At 40.7% G+C, this 21,387-nt stretch carries 19 protein-coding genes; 4 read left to right on the top strand and 15 right to left on the bottom strand.

All coding sequences use genetic code 11. The annotated features are described in order from the left end of the window. Positions 1–966: 966 nt before the first annotated feature. The 4 genes from NSU15_RS13205 to NSU15_RS13190 all read right to left on the bottom strand — a co-directional run bounded on the left by NSU15_RS13205 (position 967) and on the right by NSU15_RS13190 (position 4,356). Positions 967–3,036 carry a M56 family metallopeptidase gene (locus NSU15_RS13205; protein WP_339290765.1) on the bottom strand — a complete coding sequence of 690 codons (2,070 nt, stop codon included), beginning with the start codon at positions 3,034–3,036 and terminating at the stop codon, positions 967–969. Positions 3,037–3,038: 2 nt separating this feature from the next. Beyond that, positions 3,039–3,401 carry a BlaI/MecI/CopY family transcriptional regulator gene (locus NSU15_RS13200; protein ID WP_076121403.1) on the bottom strand — a complete coding sequence of 121 codons (363 nt, stop codon included), beginning with the start codon at positions 3,399–3,401 and terminating at the stop codon, positions 3,039–3,041. A gap of 141 nt (positions 3,402–3,542) precedes the next feature. After that, the gene (locus NSU15_RS13195; protein WP_081390061.1) at positions 3,543–3,989 is read right to left on the bottom strand and encodes a hypothetical protein; all 447 of its coding nucleotides are present in this window, start codon (positions 3,987–3,989) and stop codon (positions 3,543–3,545) included. 28 nt (positions 3,990–4,017) lie between these two features. Continuing rightward, positions 4,018–4,356, bottom strand: coding sequence for a helix-turn-helix domain-containing protein (locus NSU15_RS13190; RefSeq protein WP_042127099.1), 339 nt, complete (start codon positions 4,354–4,356; stop codon positions 4,018–4,020). A 164-nt stretch (positions 4,357–4,520) separates the two neighbouring features. On the opposite strand from NSU15_RS13190, the gene NSU15_RS13185 reads away from it, so the two are divergent. Continuing rightward, on the top strand, positions 4,521–5,249 hold the full coding sequence (locus NSU15_RS13185) for an SDR family oxidoreductase (RefSeq protein WP_339290760.1): 729 nt from the start codon (positions 4,521–4,523) through the stop codon (positions 5,247–5,249). Positions 5,250–5,397: 148 nt separating this feature from the next. On the opposite strand, the gene NSU15_RS13180 is transcribed toward NSU15_RS13185, so the two are convergent. Both NSU15_RS13180 and NSU15_RS13175 read right to left on the bottom strand, forming a co-directional pair. Continuing rightward, positions 5,398–6,789 carry an alpha/beta hydrolase-fold protein gene (locus tag NSU15_RS13180; protein WP_042127096.1) on the bottom strand — a complete coding sequence of 464 codons (1,392 nt, stop codon included), beginning with the start codon at positions 6,787–6,789 and terminating at the stop codon, positions 5,398–5,400. A 97-nt stretch (positions 6,790–6,886) separates the two neighbouring features. Beyond that, positions 6,887–7,708, bottom strand: coding sequence for a DUF2785 domain-containing protein (locus tag NSU15_RS13175; RefSeq protein ID WP_042127095.1), 822 nt, complete (start codon positions 7,706–7,708; stop codon positions 6,887–6,889). Positions 7,709–7,904: 196 nt separating this feature from the next. On the opposite strand from NSU15_RS13175, the gene NSU15_RS13170 reads away from it, so the two are divergent. Then, positions 7,905–8,693 (top strand): tyrosine-protein phosphatase, encoded by a 789-nt coding sequence (locus tag NSU15_RS13170; RefSeq protein ID WP_042127092.1) that lies wholly within the window; start codon positions 7,905–7,907, stop codon positions 8,691–8,693. An 87-nt stretch (positions 8,694–8,780) separates the two neighbouring features. Here the strand turns inward: NSU15_RS13170 and NSU15_RS13165 are convergent, their stop codons facing one another. The 6 genes from NSU15_RS13165 to NSU15_RS13140 all read right to left on the bottom strand — a co-directional run bounded on the left by NSU15_RS13165 (position 8,781) and on the right by NSU15_RS13140 (position 15,633). Continuing rightward, on the bottom strand, positions 8,781–9,503 hold the full coding sequence (locus tag NSU15_RS13165; RefSeq protein WP_052414584.1) for a sensor domain-containing protein: 723 nt from the start codon (positions 9,501–9,503) through the stop codon (positions 8,781–8,783). Positions 9,504–9,628: 125 nt separating this feature from the next. Beyond that, a complete protein-coding gene (locus NSU15_RS13160) occupies positions 9,629–10,768 on the bottom strand; it encodes a toxic anion resistance protein (protein ID WP_042127090.1) in 1,140 nt (379 codons plus the stop codon). 24 nt (positions 10,769–10,792) lie between these two features. After that, positions 10,793–12,481, bottom strand: coding sequence for a VWA domain-containing protein (locus NSU15_RS13155; protein ID WP_076121396.1), 1,689 nt, complete (start codon positions 12,479–12,481; stop codon positions 10,793–10,795). A gap of 13 nt (positions 12,482–12,494) precedes the next feature. Beyond that, positions 12,495–13,247: a hypothetical protein gene (locus NSU15_RS13150; RefSeq protein WP_339291340.1), complete on the bottom strand. Its 753-nt coding sequence runs from the start codon at positions 13,245–13,247 to the stop codon at positions 12,495–12,497. Between the two features lie 220 nt (positions 13,248–13,467). Next, positions 13,468–14,709 carry a molybdopterin-dependent oxidoreductase gene (locus tag NSU15_RS13145; RefSeq protein WP_076121394.1) on the bottom strand — a complete coding sequence of 414 codons (1,242 nt, stop codon included), beginning with the start codon at positions 14,707–14,709 and terminating at the stop codon, positions 13,468–13,470. Positions 14,710–14,754: 45 nt separating this feature from the next. Continuing rightward, on the bottom strand, positions 14,755–15,633 hold the full coding sequence (locus NSU15_RS13140) for a LysR family transcriptional regulator (RefSeq protein WP_042132132.1): 879 nt from the start codon (positions 15,631–15,633) through the stop codon (positions 14,755–14,757). Between the two features lie 113 nt (positions 15,634–15,746). On the opposite strand from NSU15_RS13140, the gene NSU15_RS13135 reads away from it, so the two are divergent. Beyond that, positions 15,747–17,036: an adenylosuccinate synthase gene (locus tag NSU15_RS13135; protein ID WP_339290756.1), complete on the top strand. Its 1,290-nt coding sequence runs from the start codon at positions 15,747–15,749 to the stop codon at positions 17,034–17,036. A gap of 134 nt (positions 17,037–17,170) precedes the next feature. Here NSU15_RS13135 and NSU15_RS13130 read toward each other — a convergent pair whose 3' ends face one another. Further along, entirely contained in the window at positions 17,171–17,359 is a 189-nt protein-coding gene (locus NSU15_RS13130) for a hypothetical protein (RefSeq protein ID WP_081954073.1), read from the bottom strand. Between the two features lie 184 nt (positions 17,360–17,543). Then, complete coding sequence (locus tag NSU15_RS13125) at positions 17,544–18,740, bottom strand: copper amine oxidase N-terminal domain-containing protein (protein ID WP_339290754.1); 1,197 nt, start codon at positions 18,738–18,740, stop codon at positions 17,544–17,546. 277 nt (positions 18,741–19,017) lie between these two features. Here NSU15_RS13125 and NSU15_RS13120 point away from each other — a divergent pair, with 277 nt between their 5' ends. After that, positions 19,018–19,554 (top strand): GNAT family protein, encoded by a 537-nt coding sequence (locus NSU15_RS13120; RefSeq protein WP_052414583.1) that lies wholly within the window; start codon positions 19,018–19,020, stop codon positions 19,552–19,554. 310 nt (positions 19,555–19,864) lie between these two features. On the opposite strand, the gene NSU15_RS13115 is transcribed toward NSU15_RS13120, so the two are convergent. Next, positions 19,865–21,271 (bottom strand): GNAT family N-acetyltransferase, encoded by a 1,407-nt coding sequence (locus NSU15_RS13115; RefSeq protein WP_339290753.1) that lies wholly within the window; start codon positions 21,269–21,271, stop codon positions 19,865–19,867. Positions 21,272–21,387: the final 116 nt, after the last annotated feature.

The raw sequence follows: 21,387 nt of genomic DNA, 5'->3' as shown, positions 1-21,387 counted from the left end.
CCGAATACAATGTGACGACGCTAACGTAATAAGCCAAATGTATACGAAAAATCGAATACATTGTGCCGACGCTAACGTAAAGGAGCCAATTGTATGCGAAAAACCGAATACAATGTGACGACGCTAACGTAATAAGCCAATTGTATGTGATAAACCGAATACAATGTGACGACGATAACGTAAAGTAGCCAAATGTATGCGATAAACCGAATACATTGTGCCAACGCTAACATAAATAAGCCAAATGTATGCGATAAACCGAATACATTGTGACCACGCTAACGTAATAAGCCAATTGTATGTGAAAAACCGAATACATTGTGACCACGCTAACGTAATAAGCCAAATTGTATGTGATAAACCGAATACATTGTGACGACGCTAACGTAAATATGCCAGATGTATGTGAAAAACCGAATACATTGTGACGACGGTAACGTAAATAAGCCAATTGTATGTGGAAAATCGAATACATTGTGACGACGGGAACGTAAACGAGCCAATTGTATGTGGAAAATCGAATACAATGTGCCGGCAGTAACGTTAAATGAGCCAAATGTATGCGAAAAACCGAATACATTGTGACGACGCTAACGTAAATATGCCAGATGTATGTGAAAAACCGAATACATTGTGACGACGGTAACGTAAACGAGCCAATTGTATGCGAAAAACCGAATACATTGTGCCGAAGGCAACGTAAACGAGCCAAATGTATGTGAAAAACCGAATACATTGTGCCGAAGGCAACGTAAACGAGCCAAATGTATGCGAAAAACCCAATACAATGTGCCGAAGGTAACGTAAACGAGCCAAATGTATGCGAAATACCGAATACAATGTGCCGAAGGAAACGTAAACGAGCCAGCGCCTATACATGCTGAAGAACATGCAAAAGAACCCGCAACAAATGCGGGTTCTTCTACGCTATAAATATAAGTTCAACTTTTTTCATACATAGCTATTTCACGGTACATATCTCTCAGTGATACTGGTGACATATCCGTCTCTTGTAGTTATCACACACGGTGGTACAAAATCAGTATACCGCTTGAAATATTCAATAAACTCCTGCTTGCTAACCTCTTTGTGAGCACCTACATTAGCATCCACTATGGAGTATTTCGTCTCATCTGTAACCTTTAATGGATCGGTAAACGTATATTTGTTGAGAATATAAAATCCATTAGGCATATCGTCGTCTGGATTAATATTCAGCCCTTTAAAACGAGCAGAATCCTTCATCGTCAGCCATTCAATGTTATCAAAATCGAAAGAATTATTCTCCAAACTAAGATTTAAAACATATCCATTTAACGTACTCTCGGGGGTGATCGCAAAATCATCAGCAGTAGCCTCATTATCCACTACTAGCTGATCCAGCTTTATATGCTGACCCATTCCAATATCATTGCTTATATAATTCATAGCGACCTGTAAAGGATCAAGAAGAGCTGACTCCTCCCCTTGATCAGCCAACGCCTGCAGACGGGCATAATATTCAGCGATCGTACCATCGGTTTGGGGGGTATGGTAATATTCATTCCCATTCGTATCCTTCCAGCGTTCCACGCACCAAATCCCTGAATCTCCTTGAACAACAGGCTGGGATAACAACAATTGGCTTGTTTCACCTGTCGTTAAAGGGAATTTCACTAGCATGTGATTCCCTATGTAGGTTTCATGTGGAAGCTGATTGTTTGCTTCAAGAAATACACGCACTGCCATTTCCTGACCGGCTGGTGTTGACATATCATTCTCTCCGCTCTTGATTACGCCCAAGTAATGCGGTGTCGAATTCAGAGTGGAGAATAAAAGAATTGGCTTGCCCATGCTTCCTTCTTCGGTTATAAAACCATCAACCATATTTTCTGTCATCGTCAGCTTACTTGGATCATCCGGCTTCAAGCGATATTCTAAACTCCAAATTTCCAAAGATGTGGCAAGCAGATCGTCGAAGGACGCTATTTTTTCAAGCTTAGTAATTTTACTGTCAATCACTTTAATATTTGAATTGTTCTCATAACTCGTAATGTTCTTCTCCATAAACTGCTCGGCATAGTCCTTTACGGTTAATGAATCATTTTTCGGATTGCTTAATAATCCCACACACAATGCTGCCACGACAATGATTGCGACTAGAACAACCCAAAAAGCAGGCTTTTTGTAATTTAAAATATTCTTAATACGCCCTTTCGTGTTGCTATCGCCAAAGGTGAGCGGTGAACCGCCAATAAATCGTTTTCCGGTAGATAAGTTCAAAAGTGAGATCGAATATTCCTTTTTGATACCACTGCCCATCTGTCTTATGACGCTTTCATCACAGGACTTCTCCATATCATCACTCATCAGATAAAAAGAAAGCCATACCAATGGATTAAACCAATGTAAACACAGAACCGCGAACGCGACAGGTTTTATAATATGATCGTTCCTTTGAATATGCACTTGCTCATGTTTGATGATATAAGCTTTTTCATTAGCGGAGAGTCCGCTCGGAAGATAAATTCTAGGCTTAAGTAAGCCGAATACAAATGGTGTGGTAATGCCGCTATGCTCGTATATATTTTCAAAAAGAAGTGTTGCCGTTCTTAAGTTTCGTGAGAGCCGAACAGTTGCAACAATGCTATAGATGAACAGCAGTGCAATTCCGATCAACCAAATAAAGTGGCCTATGTTAATCCATGCGTCTGTTGAGTTTGCAGGGGTTATAACAGCTGAGGTAGCAGGTTCAGTGGGTACAAGTACGGTTGATATATGATTTACGGCTTGGTCAGATGTATTTATTACTTCTTGGATTTGGGGCATTTGTGTAAATTGCTTATTCAGAGGTGTGTTCTGTACTTCAGATGGGATAAAACTAAATATACTCTCAATAGAAAACGGACATAGAAGTCGGAACAAAACTACAGACCATAAGGCATAGGAGAAAATCTTGGGAACTTTTCTTAAGAACAGCCGTGCCACGATGATAAACACAATCACATAACTTCCCGTAATGCTCATGTTTAAAATATGTCCAAACAGCTGATCCACCGTTACTCCTCCTTATGCTCGTGGATTAGTCTTAGAACATCCTCTATTTCGGTGTCGCTTAGTTTCCGACTCTTTGTAAAAGCAGCCAAAAATTTGGGTAACGAACCGCCAAAGGTTTCCTGCACGAACTCCTTACTCTGCTCCGCATAAAAGTCATCCTTTTTGATAAGAGAACCTACAACACCATTATCATTAATAAATATCTCTTTTGCTTCAAGACGTTTTAACATTGTGTATGTCGTTGATTTCTTCCAGTTCAGCTCGGATTCACATAACTTCACCAAATTCCCTGACGGGATCGGTTCATGCTTCCAAATTAATTCCGCAAATTTTCCTTCCATTTCGGTCAGCCTGAGATCCTTCATCCATACTCCTCCCGCCGGTCTACAATTTCTAGACCTCCCGTTTGGAAATAGTTTACAACCTGTAGATTTTTTTGTCTATAAAAGATTTTTCAGTACAACAAAAAGACCATGTCTTTGCAAACATCGCCTCTTTGATTTTTTTTAATTGTAAAACACAGATAAATCACGGAACAATAGTCCGCTTTCTTCTAGTCGGTTAAGCTCCTCTTCTACATCAGTTACAACATGACTTTCTCCCTCATGGGCTGTATTGATTAACCAAGGCTGTCCCTGTTTTAGAAAACAAAGGTCATCGGGCAGCCTGGTCTGCACCCATGAGTATAAGCTGGTGGAATAGGATAGTAGAAAATCAACCGCCTCAGGAGAACAATGAAAAAAATAAATATCTGCATAATGCCCCATAAGCCGAGTCCCCGGCCAATAATCATCTTTAATGATTTTTTTGAGAAAAGGTTGAAGCAGTTCCAGTAGTTCATATCCTTCTGGCTCTAACTCCATCTGATCACGTTTAACCAAAATAAATTCATCACACACTTCCATAGCAATCTGTATCAATGTCTTGTAGGTCTGACCCGTTGGTTCCTGCAAAATAGTATTTATTATAAGGTCCGCCCTCCTACTTATTTGTATTATTTAGATACTCCTGATGCATCCTTCCCCAGCCGCACATGCTATCCAAAACAGTAATCAGCGATTTGCCATGTTCTGAAATACTGTACTCCACTCTCAGTGGAAGCTCATGAAAACTAACTCGATCGATAAGTTGATCCTCTTCAAGCTCCCTAAGTTGCTTAGTTAATGTTCCCTGTGAGACAGCTGGGATGATTCTCCTCAGTTCACCAAATCGTTTCGTGCCATCTATCAATAAAATAAACAAAATAAGCGGCTTCCACTTTCCACCGATCTTTTCAAGCGTTGTTAGCACTCCGGTCAATCTCGGTTCCAGTAAATCCACGTGATCCCCTCTTTCGATAGCCATATGCTGTATTTTCTAATCAGCTAGTACGAACAATCGTACCTAGTACGAAAAAAGTGCGTACTGTGCAGATTCTCTTTTATATCTAATAATAAAAAACAGAAATTAATAAGTCCATTTCACTATGAACGGAGAAGATACACATGTCTACTATTTCATTAAAAAATCAACGCGTAGTCATCATCGGTGGAAGTTCGGGGATCGGTCTAGCTACCGCCAAACAAGCTGTTGACCAAGGTGCAAAGGTCATTATCGCCGGTCGTTCTCAAGATAAACTAGCTAAAGCTCAACAATTTCTTGGGCTCGATTCTACCGAAATTCATTCGCTTGATAATCAAAATGAAGAAGACTTAAAGTCTTTTTTCGAAAAAATCGGCAACTTCGATCATTTGTTTACTCCGGGCGCCTCCTATGTTAGAGGTCCCATTACTTCAAGCTTAGAGATTGCTCATAGCTGCTTTAATGCAAAGTTCTGGCCTCAATATAATGCTGTGAAATACGCGATCCCATATATTAATCCTAAAGGCTCCATTGTTCTGATGTCTGGCGCATTCAGTCAACGACCACTTGCAGACGGTGCATCTTATGCAGCTTGTAACGGCGCGATTGAGAGTCTGGGAAAAGCATTGGCTGTAGAATTAGCTCCGATTCGGGTAAATGTCATTTCCCCAGGGACCATTCATACCAACTTTAATTGGGAAGGTGCAGAGCAGGAAACTAGAGATAAAGCTTACGATGAATATACGAATATGAATATTCTTGGCAGGGTTGGCCATGCCGACGAAGCAGCACATACAACCATTTATTTGATGACTAATAACTATACTACGGGAAGCACCCTATTTCCGGATGGAGGGTATATTTTACGATAAAAATAGCTGACCCCATAAGTAGGAAATGCTACTTATGGGATCAGCTCCTTTTAGTTTAAAGAATTAGAGAGAAATTCCTTGATTATCAGCCGGGGAATCCTTTTCCCTTAGTTAGTATGATATGAAATTCAAATATGAATTTCTATGACTACTTCGTATTAAAGATTATACGAATTACATCCTCCTGAATCTCCTTAATTTTATATATACCGATTTTTTCAGCGGCCCTCACTAGCGCTGTAATATATTCAGGAGTTGAATTAATTTTTCGAGCTGAGGCTTTAAGGTTAATGGAGAACTCATTCCTGTTCTCGTCAACATCAAGAGATTTCACATAAACTTTAAATACCTTTACATAATGCTCATAGTTAACCAAATGTTCTTCAGTAGCACCTTGAAATGAAACATTAACTTTCAAGGATTCCGGTTTCAGGAAGCTCACCTTACCTGCCATATCTATTTGCCCCACTTCAGGATTCAACACTTCATATCCAACTCCGTCAAGGATTGTATAATCCATCCCATTATCCATAGTGGCTATTAAATTAAGGCGTACATCGAGTGCTTCCGGTGAGAGTAATGTCAGATAGTCGCTTACTTCAAGCTTGCTCTTTTGTACAGCCTCTTTCCCGGCGAACATAATCAATGGACTATGTACACGTCTATTCCATGACTTCTCTTCATGTGTACCCAGAGGGTCCATCTGAAAGAATAGGTCCTTGCCTAATACAAATCCCTTCGACTTTAATACATTCACAAGCGGATCAATTGGCATTCCTTCAGTTACACCCATGTCGAGCCAAATCTTCAATGCAGGCTTCCCTGTCTCTTTCGCCAGCTCATCCAATATACGCCCATTGCTTACCCAAGTGGCAGGGGATAAAGCCCCTATCGCTGAGAAGGTCTCCGGATGTTGATAACCCATCCACAATGCCTGAATAGCACCGAATGACGATCCCATAATCATACGGTGATCCCGATCGGGAATGGTCCGATAAGCATCGTCGACATAAGGAATAACTGTATTGATAAAATATTGGGTAAATTTCTCTGCACTCGTTCCATCCGAAGGAATAGACTCATCCGGAAATGGAACATACTCCATTCCCCGTTCTGATCCATCACTTGAAGCGACTCCTATCACGATAACCTTCTCCATAGTTCCATCAGCAACAAGCTGATCAATGATCTCCTCAACTCTCCATTCTTTGCCTAAAGAGCTGGTATTTGTATTAAAAACATTCTGCCCATCGTGCATATACACAACGGGATAACGCTCGTTGTCAGTTTCATATCCTGCAGGCAAATAAACAAATATTCTCCGCTCACCTATATTTTCGATGTGCACGGTACCTTTTGCCACCTCCACACTGGTTGGGCTATCCGATGCATTAGAAGTATTGCTTATCGTTGGAGTGGGGGTTGGTGAAGTAGCAACTTTTTCATTTACATTTCCGTTACTGGAACATCCCGAAAGCGCTAACAAAAATAATACAGCAAATCCCCAAAAGCTCCATTTAAATAATCCACTTGAATGCATAGAACCCCTCCTGATTATTGTTCAAACGTTTTCACACTTCTCATTATACAGGATTTATATGGGATTATGAACATTTTTTCACAAGTGGATTGTTCACTTAGGAGTAGTATACTTTCTCAACTTTATATAAAGTTTGCTCGATCGTTGGGCAGAGATTGGCATCTACTTTATAAAACTTAACTCGAAAGTATAAGCTTTTCAAAAAGTTCTTTATATTATTTTTTTGCCTAAAGGCAGGAAGAAATTCTGAATTTTTCTCCACATCACCAAAACTTTGAATCCATCGCTCTACATAAGTCTGACTAAGTATTTTTCTATTTAAAACACTAATTATGGATCTTACCATTCTCTCATCTTCCCCATCAGAGTATATTCGATCTGTTATGGTCACCTTATCGTAAACCAAATCGAGGATGGTTAAGAGGTCATTTTCATCCAGTTCGGAACATTGAGCCAAATCATCTAAAGCATCTGCTCCATGAGCTATGGCATGAGCCCAGCCTTTTTCTTCGTCATACCCACGGTAATCTCGTTCTTTTTGTATATTGTAAAATACCTTATCTTTTATCTGATGAATTTGCTCTCTTGAGAGAAATGGCGATTCTTTATGCCTCATAAAAAGGAGGGGTATGACTAGCATGGAGAAAGAACGAGTGAAGACAGAGTCTGTATTTAGTTCGCCAAGCTTAAAAAGCAAATGGTTGTTATCCAAAATAACGGGCAGTAGTTGTTCTAGTTCGTTTTCAGTAAGAGAATTTCCAGGAATCCAGTATGATAAGGTTGTATAAATTAGCTCATCACGTAGCTCGGCATCCACTGAACCGATGTTATGTATCATTTCTTGTATCAACTGGAATGTATCGGGAGTTGCTTGGTAGTCATTTTCTTTTATTAATATCAACTTTTCTTTTAAATTCATTTTACACACTCCTACTAGAAATTTTCCGTATGCAGCGTAATAACATTAGTTTGTAAAATGTCACACTATCCTTTCGGATTGTTGGCACTTAACATGGTACTATATATAGTAATAATTGCACACTTTTATTATTAAGCGACACCCTTTCTACATTTTAGAATAGCCTATTCAATAACCAACCAAAGGTGGTACGAAAATGAACCAGAAACTAGAAAAAACAGATTCTAAGCATCGTGTACTCCCCTTTAAAGGCGTTCTCAATTTCCGAGATATGGGCGGATACACCACCTCGGATGGCCGTAAGGTCAAATACGGTTTGTTTTTTCGATCAGCCGAATTAACAGGAATGACCGATCAAGATATAAAGCTCTTTAAATCACTTGGAATTAAGACCATATTTGATTATCGAGGGATAGAAGAGGTTCGTTTAAAGCCAGATCCAGTCATTCCAGGAGTTAATAACATTTGTGTACCAGCGCTAAAGCAAGAGGTTCCTGGAGACATGAGAGATGTGGTTCGTTCTGGGTTCCTTGAACATTTTACGACAGACTTCTTGGTTAATATGTATTTGGACATGGCCTTTAATAACCCTTCCTTTAAGCGACTTATGGCAACCATTATGCTTCCAGATGAATTTAGTATCCTGCATCATTGTGCCGGTGGAAGAGATCGTACTGGCGTTGGATCAGCATTCATCTTCCTAGCACTCGGAGTTCCGAGAGAGACGATTATTGAAGACTATTTGCTCTCCAATCAGACACTCGGTCCTATGAATGAACAAATAAAAAAGCAAGCCTCACAACATCTATCACCGAAGGAAGTAGATACTGTTATGGCTGCGCTTATATTACGCAGAGAATTCATGGAAGCCATTTTCTCTGCCATCGACGCGCGATATAAAAGTGTAGAGGTTTTTCTCGAACAGGAATTCGGCATGACTGCAGACAAGCGCAAGCAGCTACAAGCCTACTGTTTAGAAGCTTAATAACTTGTTTAGCGATGAACTAATTCATTAAGATAGAGATAGTAAATATAAAAAGCGTAGCTCTTGAAGAGCTACGCTTCTTTCCGTTTAATACTGACGTTCTTCCTCGTAAGATACAAACAACATTCTACGCTGTACATCCATCAACGACTTAATCACCCATGTTGCGATCACGGCAACAACGAGTCCCGCTACAACATAAGAAATGTATTGCTGAGATAATGTCCAGTCGATATTAAATAAGGCAAACACACTGTTCTCCAAAATGTTCAAATCCATCGTTTGCAGAAAAATCTGATGAAGCACAGGTAGTGTAATTAGACCAAGCGCAGCTGCTACCACGGTTATGGTTAATGAAAAGAAGATAATACTGGATACAAACCGTCCCATAATTAGCATGATGTTACGCGCGAACTTTGCACCATCAAAACCTAACTTCATTCGTTGCAAGAAGCCTGCTCCTTCTTGCTTCATATCCGTTCTACGCTCTTCATTCGGTCTAGGAATATCCAGCAATGATCTTACTAACTCTTGCTCAAATCGTACGATGTAATCCAATCCTTTGGCTACTGCAAAAAATAAAGGAATACCGATGAAAATGGGGGTTAATCCAATGGATAATGCTAACCCTGTCACCATAAATACGAAATATACTATCGTAATCGGTAATGAGATTATAAAATACAAAATACTCCGATAGGTCTTGGGACTTGATCGACGTTTGCCGGGTTTAGATTGTGATTTCGCTTCTGCTGGAATCTGCATGGAATCTAACGCTCCCATCGGCATTGTGTACAACTTATCGTTCATTTCTTATGTCCTTCCTCTCACGTTATCAATTAATCTCATTATACGTGAGAAAGAGAAGGCTAAAAACAGTCTTAGGACCGGAGTCTTACCAGACTAAAGGCTAGGATGGATTTAGACTGCAACAGCTACAAACCAAGCTTATTCCCCTTCTCCAGCCGCACGATCTGCTGTTCACCGCTGTCTGCCAGCTCTCTGAACTGGTTAATGGTTTCACGCATTTTAGGAAGAGCTTCCTGCTTATACGTACTTATCGAATCTAAAGCAGACAGCACATCTGTGAAGGCTTGTTTTAAAGTATCTACAGAAATACTTGATTCAAGGGATTGCTTATGGATCGCCGCCCCCTGATCTTTTAACATTTTTGAGGTACCGCTTATTAGCGTATTGGTCGTTTGATTTAGGAGTTCAATCTTTTTCAATACGATTCGTTGATTGTAGAGTGCACTTGCCACCGTAACAGAGATTTTCAGGGCCGAAACCGTAACATTTCTAGCTCTGTCCACCCCCCTGATCAGCTCTTTATTATTTCGTATGACCACTTCAATCGCCATAATTCCCTGCTGATTCACAACCAGCATCTGTTGCAAATCCATCACACGCTGCCGTAGAGGAAACAATACCTCCTCCGTTATGAACTTTACTCTTTCTTCGGACTCATTACGTAGCTTAGCTGCTTCCAGTTGAGATTCGATCTCCTGATCCATCAGCATTCCTAGTTGAATCTCTTTTTGTAGCTTCTTAGTAAGCTCCCTAAGCGATTGCTGCTCGAACTCTAACGTAGTGTTATCGTTTTTCAATACGGTTTTGCCTTTATCTAAAGAAATGATAATATCTGAGATTACAGCATCTGCTTTTTGATACTTCGCAAAATAACTCCGCAATGGGTTAAAAAACTTCCCTAACAGACCGCTTTTAGCAAAATCCACTGCGCTTGGGTCTAAATCTTTCAACTGGAGGTTCAGCTCCGTTAAACCTTTAGCTACTTGCCCGCCTTCATCCCCTGTTTTCGATAAATTCCCTACAGATACTTGCAAAAGAGAGTTCTTATCTGAAGACGATCTCATGGTGCTCATCCCGAAGCTGTCTATGGATTGCAGCACTTCTTTTCGCTTCTCCAAGGATTCTAAATCCAGCTCCAAGATCGTCGAGACATTGGTTATTGCCATTTCCTTCAATTGCGTTACTTCCTGTGGCTCAGGTTTAACCTGTTCTTCAATCGCTGATTTCAATTTCTCCGGACTTACCACTTCCATCGTAAAAGACATAGAACCCCTCCTAACAAGTTTAGCTTACATTTGGACATTGAGCAGATTACCGATTTTATAGACTACGTCGTCTGTATCCGCATTGATGTTAGCCGCTTCATTAATACTTGAAATGCTCTCCAGCGCTTTAATATTTGCGTTGTAGCCAATGGTGTAAATCGGAATTTTATAGGTTTCAATTAAACCCCTGATATCATTCAGTGAATGACCTTCATTGGTCTCCCCATCACTTAATACAAAGATCAAAGGTTTGATTTCCGGATTTATCTTCATTTCGTCTTGAAGCATTTTGAGTGCCACTACAATTCCGTCAAAAGTCGCTGTACCCCCATTCGCCTGAAGACTATCTATCGCCCCAACAAACATCGACTGCTGATTCGTGTCGTATTTGCCAATTGGAAGATTTATCGTAACGTTGTCGGAGTAGGAAACAAAACCAATACTATTATCCTTGCCCAAGTACTTCTGTCCCGTTAATAATGATTGCTTTAAGCGATTTAAAGGCTCCCCGTTCATACTACCTGAGACATCAGCTACAAATACTGCCGCAATGGGTTTATTGCCGTTTTTCTTCTCCTTCCATAGCTTTTGTGCCGAGGATAAAAGACTGCCATCCACTGGATTAACCTCTGAATGATAGTCATTCAGTCCGTTAAAACCTTTTTTCTCACCCAAACGCTGATATTTATCCTGTTCTACAAACTCTGCAAATTTCTTGATAATGTCCAGCTTCTCTTGTGGTAGATCACCTAATGCGTAAAGCGGACTATCATGTCTTACACCAAAAGGAGTAAATACATAGCTGCCCTTTAGTTCGGGAGCATTTGCGTAAATTTGGTACTCTAACACAAAAGCATCCAGCTTCCCAGTTTTAGCCGCATCACGCATTTGTAAAGTAGTTGATGCGATAAATGGAACATTCGCTTGGAATTTCTCAAAGCCCTGAACCGCTTGCTCTCCAAGCAAATCAGAGCTGTCAAACGTCCCAAGTGCAGTCACAAGAAAGTTCAACCCTGTTGAACTGGCAAATGGATCTGTGTAACCCATAGACAATTCATTATTCGCTATCGCATCTGTAATCGTCTTGACATTTAAAGAACCGTACTTCTCGACTAACTCATCATATTTCGTTTTATTCGTAACAATACCGGCTACATTGCCAATCAGACGATTGGTTATAAGCTGCGTATTAATCCCGTTCGCTTTTACCATCTCGCCCCATAATTCATTGGATGGTGTAAACGCATCAGGTATATACTTTCCAGACCTTATGTAATCCGTCGCTGTGCCTGAAGCTATATTGCGAATCTTAACTGAAACAGGGATCCCATTCAGCTCTACATTGGCATTATTAAAATCTGTCGCCACTTCATTAAGCCATCCATCATTACCCGTTCCTGATTTCTCTGTCGATGAAAAAATTTCAACAAAGCTATCCGTTGTATTGGTCACTGATATAGGAAATTTAGAAATATCCGGCAAGGAGTCACCAATAGCTACAGGATCTAGATCGATTTGTCCTTTGACCTGCTCCGCGGTATTCACATTAATTTTTTTATAAAGTTTATCCAGCTGTTTGCCTGCATCTTCCGATGAGACCTCACTAGTGGTTTTACCTAAATTAGTTGTTAAGGTAATTCCAAAGTATACAAGTGCAAAAACGACCACTGTTATAACCCCGAGCACTACAAAAGTTCTCCCTTTCCTAGCCATTCGCATCTTCCTTTCATTGCTTATAGAATTTCGTCTGTTTGATCAATTCATCGATCTCCTTCATACAAGGCATATCTTCAACATCTTTATAATTCGTGCTGTCTAGTAGGGATATTTCGAGTAGCAGTTGATCTAATTTCAGCAAAATTTCTTCGTTTGCTCCGAGATACCCGGTCACATAAGCCAAATACTCATTGTACAGAGCCGTTTTTTTCTGCACCAGTTTATCTGAGAACTGCGCTGGTCTTTGTTGACCGGAAAAAAGAGAGAATTCCGAAGCGTCAAATACACTCAACTTATTAAGGATCCCTCGGATATTCAAATAGAAGAGCTTCTCTACTTCAAAACTAACCGCATTAAACTTCTTGAAGCTTAACTCCGATTGCTCAAAACGTTGACTAAGAACATCCACTAACGTATTTTTCTTCTTCTCTAATCGGGTTAGTTGATCCAAAGCCAGAGTAATATCCTTCTTCAGCACCTTTACATTTCTGTATTGTGTGAGCGCTGATATGTAGTCCTCATGCGTCTGTATCTCTTTGACAGGTGGAACCAGCGAAGGTTTAAAAAGCAAACTATAACTTCCATAAAGAACAACAAGTAGACTGATCACTACTAATGTCACACCGGAGGCTGTCTCAAAGACACTTACTCCGCCGATTTCTACCCCTAAAAGTCCTGGAGACAATACAAAAATATTCAAGAACACCACGCCAACGATAAGCCCTAATAGCTTTGCGGATCTCGCAACGTTCAACAAAGACACCTCCCTAACTGATCCGGTAACTTTTTCCATTACTTTCTTCATTTTATCAGAAAATAACGGATCAAACTCCTTTTTATTACAAAAATACTAATTATCCACGGATTATCTCTGGACCCTCGTTGATTCACTTCTATATATATGGAAATATTTCTGTGATTACGTCCATAATCACAAAAAAACCTTAACAGGCCTAAAGCCCATTAAGGTTATTAAACTCAATTTATACCCAAGCGTCATTCGAATATCCACGTTGCTCCCAATAGCCTGTATGCTCTCCTTCGATCAGTTCAATCCGGTTCAGCCATTTCACTGATTTGTAAGCGAACATTTTGGGGACAATTAACCGAACCGGTCCACCGAGATCGCTTGGAATCGGTTTTCCGTCATGCATAACCGCAACCATAACATCGTCCATCTCCGCCTGATCCAGCGTAAGGGTATCTGTATATACCCCATCCCCGGAGTAGAATTTCACTGTCTTTGCAGTTGACTTCACCCCAGCCTGTTGTAGAAGATCCTTTAGTTTAATGCCTTCCCAGGTATTCTTGTAGACGGACCAACCTGTTACACAGTGAAAATCACTTACTTGAACTGTCCGCTGTAATTGAACGAATTGCTCCCAGTTCCACGTAAAGCTCTGCTCTACAAGGCCATCTACCTTAAAGGACCAATTATCGTTCGTGAACTCCGGAATTGGGGTTACGGTATAAACACGGAATTGACCCTGTGACCCACCCCCAAGAGGTGGTGAGGATGCCGCCAGTGGCTGCGGTGCTGGTAACAGCAGGTTGCGATCATTCTCGATTAATTTATCGATCGTTTCACTGCCTCCGATGTTCCCAATTGAACTACCTAGCCATTTTACAAATGAGGGGCCGATTGTAAGAGCAAGCCCTACACCGATCGTCCCGCGAATGAACGCCCTACGCGTATAGACTGGTTGGGGGGTATCCTGAGAGGTAGAATCGGTACTCCCTATACTCTCACTCTTGATGGTCCGACGATTCGGCTCCTTTAGCCATTTCACACGAGTAAGCGAGTGATAGATAATATAAGGCAGTCCAACCCAGGTCAGTACATCATGAATGACCAAAGCAAGATTAGAGACTTGCGGTCCAACTCTACGGAATTGCCATAATAACACGCCGGAAACGAACCAGCCAAGCAACAGAAAGAGTACGACAAGTACATTGAATCGCTGCCAAGGTTTCTCCTTTAACTGCTTCCAATGTTTACTTGCCAGCAGAAGATAATATATAACAGGTAGGATCGAGACGATACCTACCACGATGTGCAAGCCTTTAATCCATACCCTGCCTTCACCAAGGAACCCCCGCCAGAAACCGCCTACTAGCACAAGTCCCGTCAAAGCTAAAATTACGACGATCCAGCCGTTCCAGGTGTGAAGTGCCCGCAGTTTTTTCCCGTACCCTTTACGTAACCGACCAAGCATACCGCTCATAACCTATCCTCCTCCTCATGTGAAAGATTCTGCACCAGATTTAATTTAGTCCAATAAGGTTAGAAAAGACTTTGACGCAGCAGAGAGTGGAACGCCTCGAAGGGTCGCAATTCCAATATTACGCTCTGGAAACGGTGGGTCTAAAGGGATTTCTACAAGTTCTCCACTCTTTAATTCTTCCGTAACATAATCACGAATAACAAAAGCAAGACCAAAGCCACGCAAAGCGAATTGAACAAGAAGATCAACACTGCCTAATTCAAACTCTGGTGTTATTGTCACATGATTGGAGGCTAGAAACCCATCTATATACTTTCTTGTGCTGCCTCCCGGCTCTAGGAACAACAATGGGTACTGCTTGATATCTGAAAGCGGCATCGTCTTGTCTGCCAAATGACGAAAGCCTTTGCCACCTACAAGACAATCTTGAAGCCGTTTACTTTTTCGAAATTCGATCTGTTTGTCAGATGCCGGTAAACTAACGATGCCGAAATCAATCTTCCCTTCTTTTAGAAGCGCAAGGGTCTCCGGTGTTGTTCGATTCGTAATATGAATACGGACATTGGGGTATTGTTCGTGATATTGCTCCAGATAAGACAATAAGTAATATTTGCAAAGTGTATCACTTGCTCCAATATGAATCTCACCGCTATTTAAATTGTTCATTTCAGCAATCGCTCGCTCACCCATCTCCACATTCTGAAAGGCTTGTTCAATAAACCGAAGCAGTACTTTGCCTTCTGTCGTTAGATCCACCCCTCTTGAGGTGCGAAAAAATAAGGAACCACCCATCTTTTCTTCCAATTGCTTAATCGTGTGACTCACCGCTGGTTGTGTGATATTCAGCCGTTCTGCTGCCGCAGTTAAGCTGCCTGTTTGTGCTACCCAATAAAAAGAGCGATACCATTCCAAGTTGATGTCCATTCCCAAGTCATTACCTCACCTTATAATAGATATAACATATATCAATTTTTCTAATGTTCTATCTAGCATTATACTTAGACCTGTAGGCAATCACAAGCTTGGGAGGTAATCGCGTGACCGTAATCGCAATTGTAGGAGCTAACTGGGGAGATGAAGGCAAAGGAAAAATGACGGATGTCCTAGCCGCTCAATCCTCCTATGTAGTTCGTTTTCAAGGTGGAAGTAATGCTGGTCATACTATCATTAACCAGTACGGAAAATTCTCACTCCATATGCTGCCCTCTGGTGTATTTAACCCTTCAGTAATAAACATTATTGGACCAGGAACAGCTCTTGATACTGAAGTATTAATAAAGGAATTACAAGCATTAGCAGAAAGAGGAGTTCCAAAGCCGAAGTTATACGTATCTGAGCGTGCTCAAATCGTGCTCTCGGTTCATCGTTTATTTGATGAGCTGGAAGAGGAACGTCTGGGATCACAAGGGTTTGGTTCAACCAAGAGAGGAATAGCGCCATTCTACGCGGATAAATATGCGAAGCTCGGCATACAGGTTGCGGATCTATTTAATCCAGCACAACTGGAGATACGTCTTAAACAATTACTTGCTTCAAAAAATGTATTACTGGAGCATTTATATAAGAAAGCCCCTATCCAAGTCTCGGACTTACTCGCTCAGTTGCAAAAGGAAGCTGCGCAATTGGCACCATACGTTGCCAATACAACAGAAATACTGCAAGAAGCTTATACGAATGGAGAAACAATTCTACTTGAAGGGCAATTAGGCGCTCTGCGTGATCCTGATCATGGTATATATCCTTACTCCACCTCTTCATCGACACTTGCCGGTTACGCACCTGTCGGAGCAGGTCTTCCTGCGGCTGCCATCACGAATGTCATTGCTGTAACGAAGGCTTATTCCAGCTGTGTAGGCGCCGGACCTTTTGTATCTGAACTGGAGGGTCCAGTAGCGGATGAACTTCGCACACGAGGTGGCGATGCTGGGGAATTTGGAGCAACGACCGGTCGTCCTAGACGTATGGGCTGGTTTGATGCCGTAGCTACGCGCTATGGTTGCTTGATGCAAGGTGCAACAGAGGTTGTGTTGACCAATCTGGATGTTCTTGGTTATTTAGATGAGATTCCGGTTTGCGTTGCTTATGAGCTTGAAAATGGAGAAATCACCGACAAGTTTCCAGCCACAAATAAGCTTTACACAGCAAAACCGATAGTAACGCATTTATCTGGCTGGAACTGCGATATTTCACATATCACTAACTTCGATGAGCTGCCGGAGCAAGCAAAAAGTTACGTAGACTTTATTGAAACGTCTATTGGAATACGTATTTCTACTGTTTCTGTGGGACCTAGACGTGATCAGGTCATTCATCGTACGCTGAAATAATCTTATCACAAGCCTAAACGCCTTCGGTGTCCTTATAAGGCCGGTACTTTTATATATTTTTAAAATAAGGATGCCTAGTTGTACCTACATGCAATTTGCATATAGCTGCAACTAGGCATCCTTGCGTTACTCTTTTACACCAACACTGCATCCACTTTCATCTGTGGCGCCTTGTCACAACGCTTACAAACCTTAACAACTGTTCCGTCCGTTTTTCTTTTTGGATAAAGCAGCTTAATCCGTGTGCTCTGACAGACCGGACAAGTGCCTCTTCCTCTGGATGGTAAACTCCATAGTGCATGTCCGCGTTTTGACTTTGCCATGAATGAACCCCTCATTTCGGTCAACAATAGTCAACACTTCATTCTGAAAGTGCTTCTTCCAAAAGATATGCTGCAAGGACAGGTTGTATGATTAATGACATTCAAAAGTTCCTGTAGAATATAAAAAAGACGCCTTCTAGAATGAAGACGTCATTTTGTTTAGAATCGGATAATTAAAGATAACTTAATTTGTGTAAATCATAGAGACAACACCATTTGTAAAGGTTATGTAATTATAATTTCTATATTGCCAAGTCTCAACTGTAATTCCACTGCCGGATAGACTTGATTTATCAATTGGAGTGCCCCAGCTTAATTCTACTTGCTGCTTCGTCATCCCTGTCGAAATTGTACCCGCCTTGATTTTGGCCCAAATCGCATTAGACCATTTATAGATTTTGGTAGGATCAGACGTAAAGAAATACTCTTTGTTTGCTAGAACGCGAGTGACCTGATCATATTCCATATCATAAGTCTCCACAACTTTACCTGATGCCAATTTAAAAGAAATCGCAAACTCATTATCGTCGTTCACTAGAATATCAACAATCGTTGCTTTTTGGAATTTATAGTCGGAGTCAAACTGGTTGAACCAATAAGTCTTTCCGATTAGCTTAGCGAGATCCCCTTGAGATTCTCTTTTAGCTATTTTTAACGTATTTTTCGTATACGCAAATAACTCCGCTTTACCGAAATTGATGTTCAAAGACTCATAATGAGCACCAAAGTCCAACACTGCTCCCAATGAAGTTTTTAAGAGGGTTGCAGGGAATACAGCTCCTCCATCCACGGTTTGCACTTTACCACTCATTTTCACCTTATTCCCATTCACCATAGCAATATCACTGCCTAGCTGAAGTTGGATAGGCAAATCTCCCAGACGAATGCTAAAGGTCTTAGTGGCTGTGTTCGCCTGAACAGTAGCACCCAAGAGCTTAAACGTTGATTGTACAGGCAAATACATCGTGCCACTGATTAATACACCTTGATCGATGTCCTTATTAGAACTAATAGAGACCTTTAACGTTTTGGAAGCAGCTCCTGAACGCACGGTTACATTTGTTTCGCCAACGGCTAATGCTTTCATAGAGCCATCTGGCAGCTTTTGCAATAAGTAAGGCTTCTCGATCACCATATCTGCTTGAGACAAAGGAACACGTTCGGATGAGCCATCTGGCCCTTTTGCAAAAATCTGCACTGGAACCTTATCTCCAACGGTCATATCCGTATAATCCATTTGAAAAATCAAATCATCCGTGCTGGAAATCGACTGTTCGTTCACTACATTTGTGCTATTCGCATTTGCTGCCTCCGCTGTATGAATTGGACCATACATAGATACTGCTAACACTGCTGCAATACTCCATTTAATAGCTTTCATTTTCCAAAATCCCCCTCTAGTAAATAAACCAATATTACTTTATCACAATTTCACTATTTTAGTAGATAAAAATGGAAGGTTGTTAAGCTTATATTTTATAATGTGTAAATATTATGAAAAATAAAGGGAATCAGATGAATCTACAAGAAGTTACAGAGCAAGCATTACAGAGTCTACCATTTATAAACTTAAATTGGGAGTGATCATCTGAGATAACCATTAATAATCATTGTATATAAGCCACAAATCAAAGACTTAGACTAGGAGTGTTATATTCGTGGAAATAATATCCGACAGATTAATCTTAAGAGATTATACAAGCAATGATTCTTCCTTTTACGAAGAACTAGAAGAAAATCCTTTGTCCTACAAATATGAAAACACCGCACCTGATGCAAAACAAATTAAAGATGACTTCCTTTCGATTTTGTCTCAAGTAACCAGCGATCCACGGGAAAATTATGATCTCGCAATATGTACAAAGCTGGATATGAAGCCCATCGGTAATGTCAGTATAAAGTTAAACTGGGAAGATATCAGAGAATGGGAAATCGGCTGGGTCCTACTACCGGAATATTGGAAGATGGGATATGCAACTGAAGCCGTGAAGTCTCTGATAGATTACGCCTTTAAATTCCTAAATGCACATAGAATTGTTGCTTATGCCAATGCAGAGAATCTTCAATCAGAGAAAGTAATGATTAGAGCGGGAATGATTAAGGACGGGGTTCTTAGGGAGACTAGATTCTGTAATCAACAATGGTGCAACGAGATTATCTATTCCTCTTTGGAGCAGGAGTGGGCTAATATTTGATGGTTAAAAACTAATTAGGGAAAAACTCCCTATAAATAGTCCATATTCGCTGATTATGAATGAAATTAGGGAATTCCTCCCTATAAATCATGCTAATCCCTTTGATTTTCATCAAATCAGACGAATTTAGGGGAGGTTTTCCCTAATTATCAATCTACTGACCAATAATCTCATAATTCCAGGGAGAAATTCCCTAATTATTCAATTGAAGCTTCTCTTGGATCATCAATTGGGGCTTGATTTACAAGATAACAAGATGAGAGCCGCTCCCAAGTAGTTAAAAAACTACTTGGGAGCGGCCTTCTCTGCTTTACACTACCAACTCTCGTACAACTTCAACCTCATCTCTGCTTACTTCAACGAACCCCAGAGATTCATACAAATTCGAAGCACGTTCGTTCTCAATTCGATGACCAATAACGATTTTATCGCAGTGATGTTCGGCTTTTATATATCGAATCAAGGCATCCATTCCCGTTCTACCGAATCCTCTATTCTGATACTTCTGATCAATCATAAAAGCCATTACCCAATAACTTCCGTCCTCAGGATCAACACTATACACAGAGAAACCTATCAATTCTTCATCTGCATATAAAGCTAATGGAGTCATTCCGCAATAAGCCGATTCTGCCAACCAATAAACAACAGGTACAGGAAAAACCGTCTTTTGCTCATTGGACACCTCTAATTGAGTACAGGCATACCAGTTAGTCTCATGGATTGTCTTCAGCTCGACATGAGGATGAAAACCATCCCGAATACGATCACAGACGGCTTCTAATTTAGATTTAAGCTGTAGTGCCCATTCAGGGCTAGTAGAAACGTCAAACGCCTCTAAACTCCGAAGCAGCCTGGCGAATCCATATAAGTCAGAGAACTTTTGAAATTCTGGTAATAACTTGACATATTCATCATCTAAATGTTTTACGGATCTATAACCACTAACAAAAAAATCGATGTTCCTCTTGCTCTCCTCATCATTCTGCTTGGATAAATCTCTCAAGGCTGATGAGATATCCATCGCAAACCAGTGATACATAGAGTCATCGAAGTCAATCGCATTAAAACGTGATTTTTCTTTCATATAAAAAATATTGTCTGTCTCAAAGTCAAAATGAATGAGTCCCGTATGTCCTACGCCAAAAGAGAGCTTACTTAGCCACGCTTCAATTCGCTCATATTCCTTAAGCGCTTTAAACTCCTCAGGGTGTCTTTTTAATACAGATAAAATAAACTGAAGTGAATCAACCCAACTTTTACGCGAGGGCGTGCTCGGAGCATAAGTTTCGGATAAATGATGCAATCGCGCGAGTGTTTGACCCCAATGTTGGAACTGCAGCTCCGACATCTCTTCAAGCGGAACATAATCCCCTGCGGCTTGTTCAAAAACAACCCCGTGATATCTACCATTTTCAGTTAAAAGAGTCTCTATCCAATTCCCTTGCTTGGAGCGTACTGGTGATACAGTATCATAGCCCTGGTCCAATAAGTACATCATAAAATCTAGTTCTGCCTGGATATTCTCAGCAGTATTATCTTCTTCGTTAGTAAACCTTAAATAATAATGCTTATTATTCGATTGAAACGTATAAATAAAATTGCTGCTAGCTCTTACAAACTTCATAGATCCAAGCTCATGATTCCAATACTTGATCATTTCATTGGCAGGTAGATCGTTCTCTGTTCCCCGTACCATGTTCATTAACGTCATCATTTCCGATAGTGCCTCCCGTAGTCATTGAGAGGTGTTCTTCCCTTACGAATACTGACCTCTCTCGGACTTCATTGTGGTGTTGTTCGTACTCAAACATCATCACTCCTTATAAACGG

Source organism: Paenibacillus sp. FSL E2-0201 (genome assembly GCF_037963325.1).
Lineage (GTDB): Bacteria > Bacillota > Bacilli > Paenibacillales > Paenibacillaceae > Paenibacillus_AQ.
Note: the sequence above shows the minus strand (reverse complement) of the source record. Positions and strands in the feature narration are given on the sequence as shown.

What these genes read in the sequence shown, in the direction of transcription:
- NSU15_RS13200 (WP_076121403.1), bottom strand. Translation starts at nt 3,401, where the DNA reads ATGAAGGATCTCAGGCTGACCGAAATGGAAGGAAAATTTGCGGAATTA.
- NSU15_RS13185 (WP_339290760.1), top strand. Translation starts at nt 4,521, where the DNA reads ATGTCTACTATTTCATTAAAAAATCAACGCGTAGTCATCATCGGTGGA.
- NSU15_RS13180 (WP_042127096.1), bottom strand. Translation starts at nt 6,789, where the DNA reads ATGCATTCAAGTGGATTATTTAAATGGAGCTTTTGGGGATTTGCTGTA.
- NSU15_RS13175 (WP_042127095.1), bottom strand. Translation starts at nt 7,708, where the DNA reads ATGAATTTAAAAGAAAAGTTGATATTAATAAAAGAAAATGACTACCAA.
- NSU15_RS13170 (WP_042127092.1), top strand. Translation starts at nt 7,905, where the DNA reads ATGAACCAGAAACTAGAAAAAACAGATTCTAAGCATCGTGTACTCCCC.
- NSU15_RS13165 (WP_052414584.1), bottom strand. Translation starts at nt 9,503, where the DNA reads ATGAACGATAAGTTGTACACAATGCCGATGGGAGCGTTAGATTCCATG.
- NSU15_RS13160 (WP_042127090.1), bottom strand. Translation starts at nt 10,768, where the DNA reads ATGTCTTTTACGATGGAAGTGGTAAGTCCGGAGAAATTGAAATCAGCG.
- NSU15_RS13155 (WP_076121396.1), bottom strand. Translation starts at nt 12,481, where the DNA reads ATGGCTAGGAAAGGGAGAACTTTTGTAGTGCTCGGGGTTATAACAGTG.
- NSU15_RS13145 (WP_076121394.1), bottom strand. Translation starts at nt 14,709, where the DNA reads ATGAGCGGTATGCTTGGTCGGTTACGTAAAGGGTACGGGAAAAAACTG.
- NSU15_RS13140 (WP_042132132.1), bottom strand. Translation starts at nt 15,633, where the DNA reads ATGGACATCAACTTGGAATGGTATCGCTCTTTTTATTGGGTAGCACAA.
- NSU15_RS13130 (WP_081954073.1), bottom strand. Translation starts at nt 17,359, where the DNA reads ATGGCAAAGTCAAAACGCGGACATGCACTATGGAGTTTACCATCCAGA.
- NSU15_RS13125 (WP_339290754.1), bottom strand. Translation starts at nt 18,740, where the DNA reads ATGAAAGCTATTAAATGGAGTATTGCAGCAGTGTTAGCAGTATCTATG.
- NSU15_RS13115 (WP_339290753.1), bottom strand. Translation starts at nt 21,271, where the DNA reads ATGATGACGTTAATGAACATGGTACGGGGAACAGAGAACGATCTACCT.